General features: G+C 54.0%; 17 protein-coding genes, 3 tRNA genes and 2 rRNA genes. 16 read left to right on the top strand and 6 right to left on the bottom strand.

Annotated elements, in window-relative coordinates:
• Nucleotides 1-26 precede the first annotated feature (26 nt).
• From gyrA to ACN08V_RS08095, 8 genes are all read left to right on the top strand, one after another.
• On the top strand, nt 27-2,666 hold the full coding sequence (gene gyrA, locus ACN08V_RS08130) for a DNA gyrase subunit A (protein WP_419105197.1): 2,640 nt from the start codon (nt 27-29) through the stop codon (nt 2,664-2,666).
• Nucleotides 2,666-3,175 carry a DUF3566 domain-containing protein gene (locus ACN08V_RS08125; protein WP_419100716.1) on the top strand — a complete coding sequence of 170 codons (510 nt, stop codon included), beginning with the start codon at nt 2,666-2,668 and terminating at the stop codon, nt 3,173-3,175. The genes gyrA and ACN08V_RS08125 overlap by 1 nt, the downstream gene beginning before the upstream one ends.
• 187 nt (nt 3,176-3,362) lie before the next feature.
• A tRNA-Ile gene (locus tag ACN08V_RS08120) sits at nt 3,363-3,436 on the top strand.
• Between the two features lie 35 nt (nt 3,437-3,471).
• Complete coding sequence (locus tag ACN08V_RS08115) at nt 3,472-3,579, top strand: DLW-39 family protein (protein ID WP_419100715.1); 108 nt, start codon at nt 3,472-3,474, stop codon at nt 3,577-3,579.
• Nucleotides 3,580-3,591: 12 nt separating this feature from the next.
• Nucleotides 3,592-3,664 (top strand) — tRNA-Ala (locus tag ACN08V_RS08110).
• 3 nt (nt 3,665-3,667) lie between these two features.
• Nucleotides 3,668-3,784, top strand: a 5S ribosomal RNA gene (rrf, locus tag ACN08V_RS08105).
• Nucleotides 3,785-4,197: 413 nt separating this feature from the next.
• Entirely contained in the window at nt 4,198-5,394 is a 1,197-nt protein-coding gene (locus tag ACN08V_RS08100; RefSeq protein WP_419105196.1) for an inorganic phosphate transporter, read from the top strand.
• Nucleotides 5,394-5,684 (top strand): hypothetical protein, encoded by a 291-nt coding sequence (locus ACN08V_RS08095; RefSeq protein WP_419100779.1) that lies wholly within the window; start codon nt 5,394-5,396, stop codon nt 5,682-5,684. The genes ACN08V_RS08100 and ACN08V_RS08095 overlap by 1 nt, the downstream gene beginning before the upstream one ends.
• Nucleotides 5,685-5,944: 260 nt before the next feature.
• Here ACN08V_RS08095 and ACN08V_RS08090 read toward each other — a convergent pair whose 3' ends face one another.
• Nucleotides 5,945-6,130: a MerR family transcriptional regulator gene (locus ACN08V_RS08090; protein ID WP_419100780.1), complete on the bottom strand. Its 186-nt coding sequence runs from the start codon at nt 6,128-6,130 to the stop codon at nt 5,945-5,947.
• 96 nt (nt 6,131-6,226) lie between these two features.
• Between ACN08V_RS08090 and ACN08V_RS08085 the strand changes: the two genes are divergently transcribed.
• From ACN08V_RS08085 to rrf (ACN08V_RS08075), 3 genes are all read left to right on the top strand, one after another.
• Nucleotides 6,227-6,961 carry an AAA family ATPase gene (locus tag ACN08V_RS08085; protein ID WP_419105195.1) on the top strand — a complete coding sequence of 245 codons (735 nt, stop codon included), beginning with the start codon at nt 6,227-6,229 and terminating at the stop codon, nt 6,959-6,961.
• 101 nt (nt 6,962-7,062) lie between these two features.
• Nucleotides 7,063-7,135, top strand: a tRNA-Ala gene (locus tag ACN08V_RS08080).
• Between the two features lie 3 nt (nt 7,136-7,138).
• A 5S ribosomal RNA gene (gene rrf / locus ACN08V_RS08075) occupies nt 7,139-7,255 on the top strand.
• Nucleotides 7,256-7,492: 237 nt separating this feature from the next.
• On the opposite strand, the gene ACN08V_RS08070 is transcribed toward rrf (ACN08V_RS08075), so the two are convergent.
• A complete protein-coding gene (locus ACN08V_RS08070) occupies nt 7,493-8,092 on the bottom strand; it encodes a hypothetical protein (protein WP_419105194.1) in 600 nt (199 codons plus the stop codon).
• A gap of 237 nt (nt 8,093-8,329) precedes the next feature.
• On the opposite strand from ACN08V_RS08070, the gene ACN08V_RS08065 reads away from it, so the two are divergent.
• The gene (locus ACN08V_RS08065; RefSeq protein ID WP_419098802.1) at nt 8,330-8,854 is read left to right on the top strand and encodes a peptidylprolyl isomerase; all 525 of its coding nucleotides are present in this window, start codon (nt 8,330-8,332) and stop codon (nt 8,852-8,854) included.
• 95 nt (nt 8,855-8,949) lie between these two features.
• Nucleotides 8,950-9,729 (top strand): rhomboid family intramembrane serine protease, encoded by a 780-nt coding sequence (locus ACN08V_RS08060; protein ID WP_419098803.1) that lies wholly within the window; start codon nt 8,950-8,952, stop codon nt 9,727-9,729.
• Nucleotides 9,730-10,058: 329 nt separating this feature from the next.
• Here the strand turns inward: ACN08V_RS08060 and ACN08V_RS08055 are convergent, their stop codons facing one another.
• The 4 genes from ACN08V_RS08055 to ACN08V_RS08040 form a co-directional block, all read right to left on the bottom strand.
• Nucleotides 10,059-10,289 carry a CsbD family protein gene (locus tag ACN08V_RS08055; RefSeq protein WP_419098804.1) on the bottom strand — a complete coding sequence of 77 codons (231 nt, stop codon included), beginning with the start codon at nt 10,287-10,289 and terminating at the stop codon, nt 10,059-10,061.
• Nucleotides 10,290-10,376: 87 nt separating this feature from the next.
• Complete coding sequence (locus ACN08V_RS08050; protein WP_419098805.1) at nt 10,377-10,541, bottom strand: ribosome recycling factor; 165 nt, start codon at nt 10,539-10,541, stop codon at nt 10,377-10,379.
• Nucleotides 10,542-10,710: 169 nt separating this feature from the next.
• Complete coding sequence (locus ACN08V_RS08045) at nt 10,711-12,084, bottom strand: galactokinase (protein ID WP_419098806.1); 1,374 nt, start codon at nt 12,082-12,084, stop codon at nt 10,711-10,713.
• 101 nt (nt 12,085-12,185) lie between these two features.
• Complete coding sequence (locus ACN08V_RS08040; RefSeq protein WP_419105193.1) at nt 12,186-12,758, bottom strand: TetR/AcrR family transcriptional regulator; 573 nt, start codon at nt 12,756-12,758, stop codon at nt 12,186-12,188.
• Nucleotides 12,759-12,848: 90 nt separating this feature from the next.
• Between ACN08V_RS08040 and ACN08V_RS08035 the strand changes: the two genes are divergently transcribed.
• From ACN08V_RS08035 to ACN08V_RS08025, 3 genes are all read left to right on the top strand, one after another.
• Complete coding sequence (locus ACN08V_RS08035; RefSeq protein WP_419105192.1) at nt 12,849-13,547, top strand: hypothetical protein; 699 nt, start codon at nt 12,849-12,851, stop codon at nt 13,545-13,547.
• A gap of 81 nt (nt 13,548-13,628) precedes the next feature.
• Nucleotides 13,629-14,834: a biotin synthase BioB gene (gene bioB / locus ACN08V_RS08030; RefSeq protein WP_419105191.1), complete on the top strand. Its 1,206-nt coding sequence runs from the start codon at nt 13,629-13,631 to the stop codon at nt 14,832-14,834.
• 183 nt (nt 14,835-15,017) lie between these two features.
• On the top strand, nt 15,018-15,386 hold the full coding sequence (locus ACN08V_RS08025; RefSeq protein WP_419098810.1) for a hypothetical protein: 369 nt from the start codon (nt 15,018-15,020) through the stop codon (nt 15,384-15,386).
• Nucleotides 15,387-15,416: the final 30 nt, after the last annotated feature.

Raw genomic sequence — 15,416 nt, 5'->3', positions numbered from 1 at the left:
AGGTCAAGGACAAAGAAGAGGAACTTATGAGCGACGATAACACCAAGGGCTCAGAACAGCCCCTAGAGGGCCAGCTGCTTGATACCCCAGAGGGGCCCGGCGATAAGGTCGAGGTAGTTGACCTACGCTCCGAAATGGAACGCTCCTACCTGGACTACGCTATGGCGGTCATTATTGGCCGTGCGCTTCCCGATGTGCGCGATGGCCTCAAGCCTGTGCACCGTCGCGTCATTTACGCGATGTATGACGGTGGCTACCGCCCCGAACGCTCCTTCAACAAGTGTGCCCGCGTTGTGGGCGAAGTGATGGGGCAGTACCACCCCCACGGTGACTCCGCTATTTATGACACCCTGGTTCGTCTGATTCAGGACTGGGTCATGCGCTACCCCCTGGCCCTGGGGCAGGGTAACTTTGGTTCACCAGGTAACGACGGTGCGGCAGCTCCCCGTTACACCGAAACCAAGATGGCCCCCATGGCGCTTGAGATGGTACGGGATATCAACGAGGACTCCGTAGATTTCCAGCCCAACTACGACGGTAAGAATCAGGAACCTGTTGTTCTACCCTCCCGCTTTCCCAACCTGCTGGTTAACGGCTCATCGGGTATCGCCGTGGGCATGGCCACCAATATTCCGCCGCATAACCTGCGCGAAGTAGCCGAGGGTGTGCAGTGGTTCTTGCAGAACCCGCAGGCCTCGAACGAAGAGCTTCTTGAGGCGCTGATTGCCCGTATTAAGGGTCCTGACTTCCCCACCGGCGCCACTATCTTGGGTCATAAGGGCATTGAAAATGCCTACCGGACCGGGCGTGGTTCTATCACCATGCGTGCCGTGGTGAACGTCGAAGAAATCCATGGCCGCACCTGCCTCGTCGTCACTGAATTGCCCTACCAGGCCAACCCAGATAACCTGGCTGTCAAAATTGCTGAACTGGTCAAGGATGGCAAAATTACCGGCATCGCTGATCTACGCGATGAAACATCTGGCCGTACCGGTCAGCGACTGGTCATCGTGCTCAAGCGTGATGCGGTGCCCAAGGTTGTGCTGAATAACCTCTATAAGCACACCCAGCTGCAGGAAAACTTCTCGGCTAACATGCTGGCTATCGTGGATGGTGTGCCCCGCACGCTTTCACTCGATGCCTTCATCCGCCACTGGGTTAACCACCAGATGGAAGTTATCGTTCGCCGTACTCGGTACCGTCTACGCCAGGCTGAGGAAGAAGCGCATATTCTGCGCGGCCTGCTGAAGGCTCTGGATGCCCTGGATGAGGTTATTGCCCTCATTCGTCGTTCACCCACCGCCGATGAAGCACGTACCGGGCTGATGGAATTTCTGGATATTGATGAGGCTCAGGCTCAGGCTATCCTCAACATGCAGCTGCGTCGCCTGGCTGCTCTGGAGCGTCAGAAGATCCAGGATCGTCACGATGAGCTCATGCGCATGATTGACGAGTACAACTCCATCATCGCTTCTGAGGACCGCCAGCGCACTATTATCTCCGAGGAGCTCTCAGAGATTGTTGGCCGTTACGGTGATGAGCGCCGGACCAAGATTCTGATGGGCTACGACGGTGATATGTCGATGGAAGACCTGATCCCCGAAGAGGAAATGGTCGTTACCATTACCCGTGGTGGCTACGTCAAGCGTACCCGGAGCGACCAATACCGGTCCCAGCATCGTGGTGGCAAGGGAATCAAGGGTGCTGCTCTGCGTGGCGACGACGTGGTGGAACACTTCTTTGTGACTTCCACTCACAGCTGGATTCTCTTCTTCACTAACCTGGGGCGTGTGTACCGTACCAAGGCTTACGAGCTGATGGAAGCAGGGCGTGACGCCAAGGGCCAGCATGTTGCTAACCTGTTAGCTTTCCAGCCCGAAGAAACCATAGCAAAGGTCATGGAACTGAAGTCCTATGAGGATGCTCCGTACCTGGTGCTTGCCACTAAGCGGGGCCTGGTCAAGAAGACCGCGCTGTCTGACTATGACACCAACCGTGCCGCAGGTGTGATTGCGATTAATCTGCGCGAGGGTGATGAGCTGGTCTCTGCCCAGCTGGCAAGCGCTGAGGATGACCTGCTCCTGATCTCTAGGCATGGGCAGTCGCTACGCTTTACTGCCAGCGACGAAGCCTTGCGCCCCATGGGTCGTGCGACATCCGGTGTAACCGGCATGAAGTTCCGTCAAGGCGATGAGCTTTTGTCAGCCAACGTCGTCACCGATGACTCCTTTGTTTTCGTTGTCACCGCTGGTGGTTATGCTAAGCGCACCCAGGTTGATCAGTACCGTGTTCAGGGGCGTGGTGGCTTAGGTATCAAGGTCGCAAAGCTGGCGGAAGACCGTGGTGATCTGGTGGGTGGCCTCATTGTGAGCGAAGAAGATGAGGTCATGGTTGTTATGCAATCGGGCAAGGTGGTTCGTACCGCTGTTGCCGAGGTTCCCGCTAAGGGCCGCGATACCATGGGTGTTATCTTTGCTAAGCCCGGTAAGAATGATGAGATTCTTGAAGTTGCTCGCAACTTTGAACGCAACATTGATGAGGCAGAAGACACCGACGAAAACGGTGCCGAAAGCTCAGAAAATCCGGCAGATGAAGTAACTTTAGAAAATGACACATCACCGGCGGATACTGATGCTGATTCCGCAGAAGCACACGGAGGTAACTAGTGAGTACCAATAGCAAGGGCACAGCCCCGCGCCCCGCACCGCGAACTGGCACTCCGCGTGCCTCGCAGGCTCGAAACCGAGCTGGCGGCACTTCCAGTTCGGCAGGACCTCAGCGTAAGCCGCTGGTTCGTCCCGCCCCTCGGTCTAAGATTCGTCGTGCCCGTCTGGTAGTTGCAAAGGTTGACACCTTCTCCGTTGCTAAGCTGGTCTTCCTGCTTTCGGTGGCTGTCGGTATTGTCACGGTTGTTGCAGCTGTGATCCTGTGGCTGGTTATGCAGGCTTCAGGTGCTTTCCAGAGCATTAATGACCTGCTGCAGCTCTTGGGTACTACCGGTGACGCCGTGGATATCTCGGAGTACCTGTCGCTGGGTCAGGTAGCGCTCTACAGCACGATTATCTCGGTTATCAATGTTGTTCTGTTTACTCTGCTGGGTACCCTGTCTGCCATGCTCTACAACGTCGCCGCTAAGCTTGTTGGCGGCGTGGGGGTCACTCTGACTGACGAATAGGTTTGAAAACCTCTCAGTAGCTTTCATGGCGGTTTCTCGCCCCCTTATCGGGGGAGGGGAGCCGCCTTGGGTTTATGGGGCAGGTGGCTATTGACCCCCAAAATAGATGTGAGTCAGAACATATCTTTTCGATTTGGCAAGGTTCCAAAATCTGTGTAAAGTTATATTTCGTTCTGATGAACACCAAGGGCGTATAGCTCAGACGGTTAGAGCGCTACACTGATAATGTAGAGGTCCCAGGTTCAATTCCTGGTACGCCCACTCACCTTGGTTGAAAGGTTGGCATGAAGAAATTTATGACAATCACACTGGTTGCAGTTGCTACGGCGATAGCAACAAAGGTAGCCAAGGATTCTCAGGAGAATAAAAAAACTTGGGAAGAAGCTACAGATAAAATTTCATAGGTAGCACCCGATGGGGGCGTGGCGCAATTGGTAGCGCACCTGCTTTGCAAGCAGGGGGTTAGGGGTTCGAGTCCCCTCGCCTCCACTCTTCGGTGATTATAGCAAGAGGGAAACACCCGGTCCCATCCCGAACCCGGAAGTTAAGGCTCTTAGCGCCGATGGTACTGCACTGGCGACGGTGTGGGAGAGTAGGTCATCGCCGAATTAAATGTGATGGAAAGGCTCCGATTAAAAGATCGGGGCCTTTCTTTTGTATTAAGGTCACTCTGTATTACTTCAACTAAGGGTTGAGTTTGGGTAGGGTGGGTGATAAAAGCCACGGGGCTTTAAGGTGAACACTAGGTAAACAAATTTGTGTTGAGGATTGTTGTTGCCAGAGCAGCGTGTGGGTTTGTGCCCTAAAAGCCCTGCTTTGAGATATTGTTTTAAAGAATGATGGCTTTAAAAATTACCTTTGACTAGTAATAACGTAATTCTGTCTAGCCTGCGGCCTGCCCTCACGCTCCTGTTTGTATGCGTTTTTTGGGTTTTATGAAACTTAAACAATATTTAAGGCTCTTCTCATCTGGTGGTGGGTTGAAGTTTTCCAAAATCTGCTGAGGCAACAACAATAGATACGTGACTACAGAACTGATCATCCTGGCGATTGTCGTCCTCACAGCTTTGGCTTTCGACTTCACCAACGGATTTCATGACACAGCAAACGCTATGGCATCCTCCATTGCTACCGGTGCGCTCAAGCCCAAAGTAGCTGTGGCTCTCTCAGCTGTCCTTAACCTGGTAGGCGCTTTCCTCTCCATTGAAGTGGCTAAAACCGTGGGGAAAGGCCTGGTAGATCTTAACACCACAGACAATGGGGCAAGCCTCATGCTGATTGTGTTCACCGGTCTGGTGGGCGCTATCTTATGGAACGTTTTCACATGGCTGTTGGGGCTACCATCTAGCTCATCCCATGCCCTCTTTGGCGGTCTCATCGGTGCAACCTTAGCTTCACTTGGCACAGATGGGGTGCTCTGGGAAGGTGTGCTGATGAAGATCATCGTTCCTGCTCTGATGGCTCCGCTGATTGCCGGTGCTGTTGCAGGTATCGGTACCATTCTGGTGTACGCCTCAACCCGCAAGGTATCTGCTAACCGTAAGAAGAAAAACTTCCGTTTCGGTCAGATTTCAGCTGCCTCTCTCATGTCTTTGGCTCACGGTACAAACGACGCTCAGAAGACCATGGGCGTTATCTTCCTAGCTCTGGTTGCTGCCCAGGAAGTTGACCCTAATGCTGAAATTCCTTTCTGGGTTCGTTTTGTCTGCGCCGCCGCTATCGCATTGGGAACCTATCTGGGTGGCTGGCGCATCATTAAGACCTTGGGTAAAGGCATCGTCGATATTGACGGACCCCAGGGGCTTGCAGCTGACGGTTCTTCGGCGGCTATCATTCTGACCTCGTCCCATTTTGGTATGGCGCTTTCGACAACCCACGTAGCGACCGGCTCCATCATTGGTTCGGGCCTGGGGCGTCGCGCAAAGGTACGCTGGTCAACCGCCCGCCGTATGGTGATCGCCTGGATTATTACTCTGCCCGCAGCCGGTGCAGTCGGCGCTATCACCTGGTTTGTCGGTAACTACATCAACCTCTTCACCGGTAGTAACTGGGTGGGGGAAGCAACTGTCTTCCTAATCCTGGTTGGTTTCTGCTTCTTAATGTGGGCTCATTCCCGCAAGAGCGCTGTTAGCCACATTGATCTGCATTCGGGTGAAGCAGTCACTGCTCGTGAGGTGCTTAAAGAAACCTTGCCCGCTAGTGAGAAGGCCGGTGCCTAATGTTGATTGTCGATATCTTTCATAAGATTTACCCCGTATTCTTGGCTGGCCTGGTGTTTGGCGCTGGACTCCCTGCCCTGTATGCCTTGGCGGTACGGCTGATGAGCGGTGCCGCCGGTGAAACGGAAGAAGGCGCAGTGCTTGAAACCGAACCGAATTTCCTTGCCCGTACTGCCGCCTATCTGATCTTTGTTGTTTTAGTCCTCGCTGTTATCAGCGGTATCCTATGGATTGCTAAGGACTTCCTCTACGCCTACACCGGCTTTAACTTTTTGGGTGTTGCTGGCTAGCTCAAGGCCTAGCATGCACCCAAGGGAAAAGGGGTTCCTGATTGCAGTCGGTCAGGACCCCCTTTTCGTGGGTGAGTTTTAGGCCCACTCTGCTGTCTCCATGCTTACCCCGTGGGCAGCTGCATTGGATACGATAGCGGCAACGAGCCATTCCGTGAGTCTCGGCTCTTGGGCATCCTAGTGGGCAGTGAACCGTGGACTAGCGCTCTAGCCCCGTGCAATAAGAACATGCTTGGAGTGAGTCACAGGGAGCCGGTGGCTCAGTAGATAAGGGTGTGTTGAACCTTCTCGATATCTTGAGCCGTGTAGAGACGAGCGCTCTCACTACCGCGTGTACTGGGGCGTAGTAGGTGTATTTCATACCAATAGTGCAGGGTTCGTACTGTTAGTTCCAAAAGCTGGGCCGTTTGGCTGACTGTTCGGTACCGTTTATCTCCCGTGCTCACTAGGCTAGAAGCCTCATGTTCCGTGAGAGCAAGTCATAATAATTTTTCTTCCTAAGGCCTTGGGTCACAAAACCTCAGCAATCTAAAGTTGAGGCTATGACCGAATTCCTCAACCTTCCGCTGAGACGCATTATCGCTAGAGCTGAAGACAAACCTGCCCCAAGCGGTGCTTGGCCCTATAATCTCGCCATCACTCGTCGTGCTCTTGATGGGCTGGATTTTGGTGCGCTGACCGTCATAACGGGTGAAAACGGGGCAGGTAAATCAACCCTGGTGGAATCTATTGCTGAGGCCTACGGGTTACCCCTAGGTGGTGGTGATGCGCAGGTTGCCCGGCCCGGTTATGAAAATTCATCTGCTTTTGGTTTTGCTTTACAGGTAGTGCGCGGGGCTGCGCGGCGGCGTGCCGGTCTTTTCTTGCGGGCAGAAGGCTTGCTTGCACATCTTGAGTACCTGGCAGAGCTGCAATCTGACCGGGCCAAGAAGATGCTCAGGCTCTCTCACGGTGAGAGTACTCAACGGTTTTTGGAATACGCTCAGGAAAACTACGGCCTGTGGATTCTTGATGAACCGGAATCTGGTCTCTCTTTGAACGGTCAGCTCCAGCTCTTGGCGCGAATCCTAGATTTTCTGCAATCTGGAGGTCAGGTTATCCTCTGCACGCACAGCCCCCTGCTGGCTTCGCTTGCCGACTTCCGTGATGAGCAAGTGTGGGAAATAGGGGAGTGGGGCCTGCGCTTGAGGTCCTGGAGGGAACTTGAGATGGTTCGGGACTGGCAGGCTATTTTGCAAGAAACCGGGTGTTACCTTAGGTATTTGGCGGAGAGCTAGCTCAAGAAAAATAAAAATAGTGTGGTGCAACTAACCGCTCATTTGATAGGCTGGTGTTGCGCGTGTAAAAAACGTGTAGTAGAGTAGAAGCATAACACCACGGGGGCGTGGCGCAATTGGTAGCGCACCTGCTTTGCAAGCAGGGGGTTAGGGGTTCGAGTCCCCTCGCCTCCACTCTTCGGTGATTATAGCAAGAGGGAAACACCCGGTCCCATCCCGAACCCGGAAGTTAAGGCTCTTAGCGCCGATGGTACTGCACTGGCGACGGTGTGGGAGAGTAGGTCATCGCCGATCTAAATTTAGTTCAAAGAAACCCTAGGCTTTTCAGCCTAGGGTTTCTTTTTGTCTTCAGATGAGACCTAGCCCCTGAACAGCACCTCAAGGGTGCTAGCCCGCCAGATTTTCCCCTCACCTGCCCTGTGTCGCATGTTCCTGGTAGAGCTTTGCGCCCGGCCCCACCAATTTTCACAGAAAGGGGGGCCTGTCTCTTATAGAGACTGGCCCCCATTCTTTAACTCAAGGCAGGAAAGGTTAGGCCGCAGGGGTCTTCCAGGGATCCTCGACAGGGCGTGAAGCCTTGTAGGCAGCAGCGCCAGCAACAAGGCCAGCAACCAGCAGGCCAAAGACCAATAGGCCCTTGCCGCCACTCTTAGCAGCCTTCTTCTGTTCCTTAGCATAAGACTTAGCGGCCTTAGCGGCAGACTTTTGAGCTTTTTTCAGGGCTTTCTTATCGCCGGTCACCTTGGTTGCTAGAGTTTCAACCGCAGCTGGTGCCTCTACATCCGAAATCTTACCGGCCACAGTTGAGGCAACGCCGGCTGCTTTGATTCGAGCCTGAGCTACAGCACTTTCTACCGCAGGTGTTACATCGTCCACCTTTGACTGAATTTTATCGGCAAGGCTGCCTTGAATCTTTTCAGCCTTCTGTACGCCATCCTGGGCAACCGAGCGAGCGTTCTTGCCGAGCTGGTGTGCTTTTTTGCCGGTCAACTTCTCGGCACGACTGAACTTTTTCTCCGCTAGAGCAGTCAATTTATCTGCCTTCTTACCGGACTTCTTAGTAGCCTTCGCCAGCAGCTTCTCTGCCTGCTTCTGGGCCTTCTTAGCCTTGCTCTTCTTATATAGTTCCATGGTCTCTCCTTAGAGTCTTAACCTGCTTGCAGTTTTGCCTTCCCGGCTCAACTAAATGAACTAGCAGGTTTTACTAGTATCTCATTATCAGCTTACTTTCTATCATTCAAAATAGGGTTTGGATACCTCAAAAAACACCCGTGTTTCTCTACTCGCTGAAGTTGAGCCGCTTTCGCTTAGTGCAAAAGCACAGCGAATAGCTAGCGGGTATTGAACACCCCGTGCAAGAATAGGGACATGACTGCAACTGCAAAAGCAACAATTCACACCAACCACGGTGACATCGTCGTTAACCTCTTCGGTAACCACGCACCGGTAACCGTCAAAAACTTCATCGGCCTGTCCGATGGTAGCCAGGAATGGCGCCACCCCCGCACCGGCGAAGCACAGAACGGCCCCCTCTACAAGGACGTTATCTTCCACCGCATTATCCGCGACTTCATGATCCAGGGTGGCGACCCCCTCGGCCAGGGTATCGGTGGACCCGGCTATCAGTTCAAGGACGAGATCCACCCCGAACTCTCCTTCAACAAGCCCTACCTGCTCGCTATGGCTAACGCAGGCCCCGGCACCAACGGCTCACAGTTCTTCATCACCACCGTTGAAACCCCCTGGCTCAACGGCCGCCATACCATCTTCGGTGAGGTTGCAGATGAGGATTCCAAGAAGGTCGTTGATGCGATTGAAGGTGTTCCTACTGGCGCCATGGACCGCCCTGTTGAAGACGTCGTCATTTCTTCCATCGACATCGAAGAGCTCTAAATCTCCGTAAAGATTTACTCCAGGCCCGCCCGAACTCTGGGCGGGCCTTTCTGCACTCTGTGCTTATGAGGAGTACATAGAGAAAGGAAGGCCCCGTGAGCCAACAGACAGGCGGTTACGGGTATAAGGATGAACAGGTTTCGGTGTGCCCACGCCACCCTGATCAGATAACCTATGTACGATGTGGGCGGTGTGGCAGACTGGCCTGCGGCAAATGTCAGGTGCCCTTAGAAGTTGGCATGATCTGCGTGGACTGTATGACTGCCGCTCAAGCTACCGCACCTAAAATTCGGTATGCCCACACCATGCCCATCGTTACTTACATCCTTATCGCTCTCAACTGCCTGGTGTGGGTCCTCCAAATACTCTTCCGCCAGGTCACCCTATTCGGCATTTACAACCCCCTCTACGTGGAATATACGGGACAGTGGTACCGCCTGCTGACCTCAGGCTTTCTGCACTCCACCAGCAATATCACCCATCTTTTGCTCAATATGCTGACCCTCTACCTCTTTGGGCAGGCCCTGGAACCGTTACTGGGACGGTGGAAATTCTTGGCAACCTACCTGCTCTCCATTATTGGAGGGTCCCTGGCGGTGCATCTGATTGCCCAGATGATGGGCACCATGGACACCAGTACGCTGGGCGCATCGGGTGGCGTTTTTGGGCTCTTTGGAGCCTTCTTTGCCCTCTCCCGCGCTCGCAAACAGAGCACCAATGGCATTGTCCTCTTAGTTGTTCTCAACTTTGCCTTTGGTTTCTTTGCTTCTGGTATTTCGTGGGAAGCCCACCTAGGCGGGCTGATTACAGGTGCCGCGGTAGCTACCCTCTTAGACCGTATCCCAACGCCTCGGGGTAAGCGACTCAGCCGCTAGTGGGCAGATCAACAAAATGACAAGAACAGTGGGGCGGGTGGCCTATAGCTAGCCAGCCCCACTGTACTTAAACCAGGGTTCCACACAGCTTATCCACAGCTGTTAATAACTACATAGATGTAATTCCACAGATGTTAAAAAACTGTGTATAGTGGAACCGAGCTGATGGAGATCTTGAAATTACATGGGTGTAAGAGATTTCCCCAAATTTATCCCCACCTGTGGATAAAACCTGTGTGGGTAATAAGCGAATAAAACCCTACGGAATCGCCCCTCCCCAATAAAAAAGCGCCACAGGTACAACCTGTGACGCCCAAGAAGAAACTAACTTAGTCTTTCTTGAAAGAGTCTGCAATCCCGGAGAAGGTTTCCTTGACCTTGTCAATGCCGTCGCTTACGGCTTGCTTGGCGTCTTCAACCTTGTCCTGTGCCTGAGCTTTGACCTGATCGGTCTTGCCTTCTGCCTCGAGGTGGTCATTACCTGTCAGCTTTCCGCCAGCTTCCTTAGCTTTACCAGCTAGGTTGTCTAGACCGTTTTCAAATTTCTCTTCTGCAGCCATGAGAGGCTCCTTTCATCTATATCCAGAGACGGATAGAACCTTTATAAGGTGATACTTGGGTATTGTTTTGTGGGGTAAACCCAAGCTTTACTTGTTGAATTTCTCGCCCAATTTATTGGCAACATCGGATGCAACGTCCTTGGCCTTCTGAGCAAGGTCGTCGTTGACAACTTCCTTACCGGCCTTTTCATTGACGACGTCCTGCGCCTTCTCGAAGTTCTCGTTGATGGCGTTATTGAGGTCAAAACCCATTTGTTGTTCCTTATGTGAGGTATATACCAGGACGGCAGGAAAGCCATCCCTGAAGCCCAGTTTATGCACTCTCACTGTGAAAAGAAACCCGCCAGGCTGTAGATATGCTGAGATAGTCAGTCCGGCATTCAAGGAGCTGTGCAATACTTTGAGAGGCTGAGAAGAAGTCCTAAAGATCTCTATCGGCAGGGAAGCCTGCTACCATCGGCAAGAACTCAGGCTCATCATAGCCCCCTTGAGCGTAAGCAAGAGCAACCTGCTGGGCGGCCTGCTGTATATGCGCGGCATCCATGAGCGCCATAACAGCGCCACCAAAGCCACCACCCACCAGTCGGGCACCTAAAGCCCCGGCCTTCAAACAGGTCTCTACCGCCACATTAATTTCGGGGCGCGAGACCCATAGCTCATCGCGCATGGAAACAAAGCTTTCAGTGAAGAGATGGCCCAGCTCAACCCAATCGGTGTGCCCACTCGCAGCTTTAGCTTTTAGAAGATAGGCAGCTCGCTCAACCAGCGTCATGTCGTGAAGAGTGTGGCGCACCCAGCCACGGGGGAAATCTAGGGGCTGCCCACTTTCTTCCAGGGCAACCAGTGCGCGGTTAACTGTCTCGTCAATAATATTGAGACGACGCTGTTTGGCCTCACGCTCGCTGAGACCGGCGCAGGATAGGTCCTTGGGAAGCGCATTGCGTAGATAGTCGAGCCCCATAGCTTGGGTGACAGCCTCGTTGGCCGCCCGCCGAGCGGCAAACTTTCCACCTGTGAGCTCGTGGGGAGTGTTGGTATTAATAACCAGCCAGGCTAGACCTGCCTTATTCACATCGACCTCTAGCGGTTCAATAGAGAAATCCCTGAAGTTAATGACAAGCGCTTGGCCCGGTGTGGAACGAAGAGAAGCGGTCTGATCCAACCCTCCTGTGCGGGCACCTGCGACCTCGTTCTCAGCTCTGATACAGACCTGCGCCAGGCGCGCCCTGAGCTGGTCATTACCGGGACCTCGATCAGAGGGAAGAGCCTCGGTGGAGTCACAATCAGCTCGTAGAGGGCACGAAAGATCAAGGAGGGCGAGCGCTGTTGAACATTCAATAGCAGCTGATGATGAGAGCCCCCCGCCCACGGGAACCTGCGATGAAATCAGGAGGTCGGCACCAAACTGGTGGGGCAGAGCGATATCTTTGCCGCCTTCCCTATTCATAGCCCAGGCTACTCCGGCAACATAGGTGAACCAGCCCTTAATAGTTCCGGGAGCGATCTCACGAATGACAACAGTGCGGTCATCGCCTGGCATCTGGAGAGATGCAGCCCGCAGAACTCCATCGGTGCGGAGTTTACCTGCAACATAGGTGCGGTAGGGCAGAGGCATGGGCATGCAGGAGCCGCCCAAAAAGTCGATGTATTCCCCCAAGAGATTGAGTCGACCTGGAGCTGACCACACACCGTCTGGTTCCTCCCCATACTTATCGATGAAAGCGGTGCGGGCGGCCTCTACCTGGGCTTCATGGTCGGGCAGAGTTGACCACAGGGGTTCTACACGGAAAGTCACGATACTTATCTTTTCTACAGGCTTCAGGAGCCGGTTGTCGTTCTAGCTACATGTAAAACGTATGAAGCTACTACTTTATTTCTTGTCGAAGGTATCGCAGGCTAATACCCCGGTGGAGTTGAGGGACTGACTGCGAAACCTTTAATCAGGTGTTCCAGGGCAGATATATAGCTTGCCGGGGGATCTGAGGCAGGAGCGGCACCCGTGAGTAGTGCTCTGGTCTGCTCTTCCTCAATCAGGCTGAGAGCCAGATGGAGCAAAGAACTCGCGGCAAGGCCCGCAGAGGATCCGCAGAGGGGTTTAAATTCGCTTTCCAGAATATCTAAAAGATCAAGATGCCCCGGCCCTTGCTCCTGGGGATGCAGTGCAATAGCCAGACGGATTACCTCGGCAGATTCCTTGACCGGCATAAGTTGGGTGTACAGTTCACCGCAGATAATGGCCAACCTACCTGTGCCTGCTCTACCCTGCCTAGATGAGGCGACCAGAACTCTGTGCAACATGCGAGATGCGAGATGAGTAAGGAGCTCCTGCTTATTTTTGACGTGGTAGTAAAGGGCGCCCGGTGCGACCCCCAGCTCGGTTGCTAACCTGCGCATAGACAGGTCGGCTAGCCCAAACTGGCGGAGTACTTCAAAAGCTGTATCAAGAATCTTTTCACGGGTTAATGCCACCCCCTCATTGTGTCCTACTTTGAGTTTTCAGAACAGTTAGGCGCTGACCCGGCAGGGCGAAACTGGCGGTAGGGGAGTACATTGGGGAGCATGACTCTTAACTTCTCAGACCTAACCCGCCGCGTCCGGGCGGGGCAGAAGGTCACCGCCGAGGACATCAGCGACGTTCTCACCGCTAGCGCTGCGGCTACCTTCGCCCTCATGGAATTCGCGGCGGAACTACGACAACAGCACTTTGGGACGCTGATGACAGTGACTAACCTGCCGGGGGTAGCGTCAGACGTAAAAGCGGGGGTTCGGTTAGAAATTACCGCACCGCTTGACCCTACAACACTCGTTGCTCTACTTATCGACGAGGGTGAAACACGTAAGGCTCTGGAACTTGATTTTGTGGCAGGGGACAGTGCTCTGCTCCCTATGGAAGCGTTACGCATTATTGCTGCCGCCCGTATTGCGGATCCTGCTCGTAGTCTTCACCTGGGTTCCAGCAGAGAGGCAACGCTCCGTTCCCTACAGCCCCTTGCTGTGGGTGCGATTGATTCCCTGGTGCTCAACGACAGTCTCGAGGAACCTCGCCTGGTTTTTGAGGACCTCAAACTTATTGTGGGCGCAGGGCTCACTATTGAAGGTGCCGGAGAGCGTGACCTGGTCGCCGAATATGTGGATTACCTGAGTCAGCACGGTGTTGCCGGTGCAGAAACCTACGCTCAGATCGCTCTGAGCGGTTCCGATAAGACAGGTGGGTGCGGTGGCAACTGCGCTTGCGGTAGTGGCGGGTGCGGGTCCTAAAGCAGGCTCAGGCAGGAGAAGTGAAAAAGTCATAGGTGCCCAAAAGTTGAACACTGTTCAAAAACAGTGTTCACTGGTTGCATGACTGACTTTTCTGCTCTTGCCGACAGGGCCCTAGCTGGCCAGCCTGCGACTCGCGACGAAGCGCTCGCCATGCTGACAGCTACCGATGCCCAGACCTTTGCTCTCGTGGATGCGGCTTCGCGCCTGCGCCGTCACTACTTTGGCAACACCGTCAAGGTCAACTACCTGGTCAACCTCAAATCGGGCCTCTGCCCCGAAGACTGCACCTACTGCTCCCAGCGTCTGGGCTCAGAAGCCGACGTGCTCAAATACACCTGGATTAAGGCTGATGAAGCCGTCAAGCAGGCCGGCTACGGTATTGCCGGTGGGGCATCACGTGTGTGCATGGTGGCCTCCGGTAAAGGTCCCACCGATCGTGATGTTGAGCGGGTGGCAGCAATGGTAGAAGACCTCAAAGAAGAACACCCTCAGGTGGAGGTCTGCGCCTGTCTGGGTATCCTCAAAGACGGCCAGGCTGACCGCCTTAAAACTGCCGGGGTAGATGCCTACAATCACAATCTCAACACCAGCGAAGACCACTACGCCGATATCTGCACCACCCACACCTTCCAGGACCGGCTAGATACCGTCGCAAAAGCCCAAAACGCCGGCCTTTCTGCCTGCTCTGGCCTGATTGTGGGTATGGGTGAGACTAATGAACAGCTCGTTGATGCCATCTTTTCCCTCAAAGAACTTGAGGGGGACTCAATCCCGGTGAACTTCCTGATGCCTTTTGAAGGAACCCCGCTGGCAGGAACCTGGGAGTTGACCCCCATGCGGTGCTTACGGATTCTCGCCACGGTCCGCATGGTTGCCCCGGAAAAAGAACTGCGCATGGCCGGGGGGCGTGAAATGCACCTGCGCACTCTACAGCCACTGGCCCTGCATGTGGTGAACTCTCTCTTCTTGGGCGACTACCTCACCTCCACCGGACAGTCAGCCCTCGATGACCTCAAAATGATTCGTGACGGCGGGTTCCTTGTTCTTGGTGCTGAAGACCGTGACCTGGTTTCAGAACACGAAGACTACCTGCGTGCCCATGGAGTAGATCTAGCCCAAGAGTCCGGTACAGCTCTTGCTCCCTGCGGCGCCTCTGGTGGGTGCGGAGGTTGCTCATCCAGTGCTTGCGGTGGGCACGAACCTGCCAAGGCCCAGGAAGGCCCCATCTTTTCCCCCCAGATTCGCCGACGAGGCGTAGGGACGGATGCCACCCCCAACTTCTAGGGTGATTCAGGATGCCGAGAGGTAGATACTCAAGAAATTCTGAGGATTATCCCCTACCATGGGGTAGGTAACCACTCGATAGGCGCTAGGTCTACACCCGGTGTAACTGGACGCTTGTCGCCCTACCCCTAAATATTCTTCCTGTAGAATATAGGCATTAAGTAAACCAAAGAATTAGGACCCATGGACCCCAAAGATCTTTCACCGGCATACCTGACTTCCCTTGCGTCTCTGCTTGTAGGAGCTTTACTGGTGAGTGTCAGCTCATCTTTGCTCGCGGTGCTGGGTTGGGTTTTGCTTCTGGCTGGCTTGGGCCTCAATGTCTTCTCTACCTTGGTCATGATTCAGCGTTCCAAGGGCGGACCTCTTCCTGCTCTGCTGACGGGTGGGGAAGGTCAGAAGGAAGCTGAGAGCCTAGGAGAGGTATCAGATACGCAGATTGATGAAGCGGAACCCGTAACTGAGTCTCACGAGATCCTTCCTTCCAACCCTGCGGCAACCTCCGATGAGCGTATCTTCCGCCCCCGCCCCCCTCGTCCGCACGTTCACTAAAGCTCTACCGGCAGATAGGTTATACCTCAG

Source organism: Rothia sp. P5766 (assembly GCF_048513555.1).
Lineage (GTDB): Bacteria > Actinomycetota > Actinomycetes > Actinomycetales > Micrococcaceae > Rothia.
This window is presented reverse-complemented; position numbering and strand designations above follow the sequence as displayed.

What these genes read in the sequence shown, in the direction of transcription:
- ACN08V_RS08085 (WP_419105195.1), top strand. Translation starts at nt 6,227, where the DNA reads ATGACCGAATTCCTCAACCTTCCGCTGAGACGCATTATCGCTAGAGCT.
- bioB (WP_419105191.1), top strand. Translation starts at nt 13,629, where the DNA reads ATGACTGACTTTTCTGCTCTTGCCGACAGGGCCCTAGCTGGCCAGCCT.
- ACN08V_RS08070 (WP_419105194.1), bottom strand. Translation starts at nt 8,092, where the DNA reads ATGGAACTATATAAGAAGAGCAAGGCTAAGAAGGCCCAGAAGCAGGCA.
- gyrA (WP_419105197.1), top strand. Translation starts at nt 27, where the DNA reads ATGAGCGACGATAACACCAAGGGCTCAGAACAGCCCCTAGAGGGCCAG.
- ACN08V_RS08025 (WP_419098810.1), top strand. Translation starts at nt 15,018, where the DNA reads ATGGACCCCAAAGATCTTTCACCGGCATACCTGACTTCCCTTGCGTCT.
- ACN08V_RS08095 (WP_419100779.1), top strand. Translation starts at nt 5,394, where the DNA reads ATGTTGATTGTCGATATCTTTCATAAGATTTACCCCGTATTCTTGGCT.
- ACN08V_RS08050 (WP_419098805.1), bottom strand. Translation starts at nt 10,541, where the DNA reads ATGGGTTTTGACCTCAATAACGCCATCAACGAGAACTTCGAGAAGGCG.
- ACN08V_RS08065 (WP_419098802.1), top strand. Translation starts at nt 8,330, where the DNA reads ATGACTGCAACTGCAAAAGCAACAATTCACACCAACCACGGTGACATC.
- ACN08V_RS08035 (WP_419105192.1), top strand. Translation starts at nt 12,849, where the DNA reads ATGACTCTTAACTTCTCAGACCTAACCCGCCGCGTCCGGGCGGGGCAG.
- ACN08V_RS08055 (WP_419098804.1), bottom strand. Translation starts at nt 10,289, where the DNA reads ATGGCTGCAGAAGAGAAATTTGAAAACGGTCTAGACAACCTAGCTGGT.
- ACN08V_RS08115 (WP_419100715.1), top strand. Translation starts at nt 3,472, where the DNA reads ATGACAATCACACTGGTTGCAGTTGCTACGGCGATAGCAACAAAGGTA.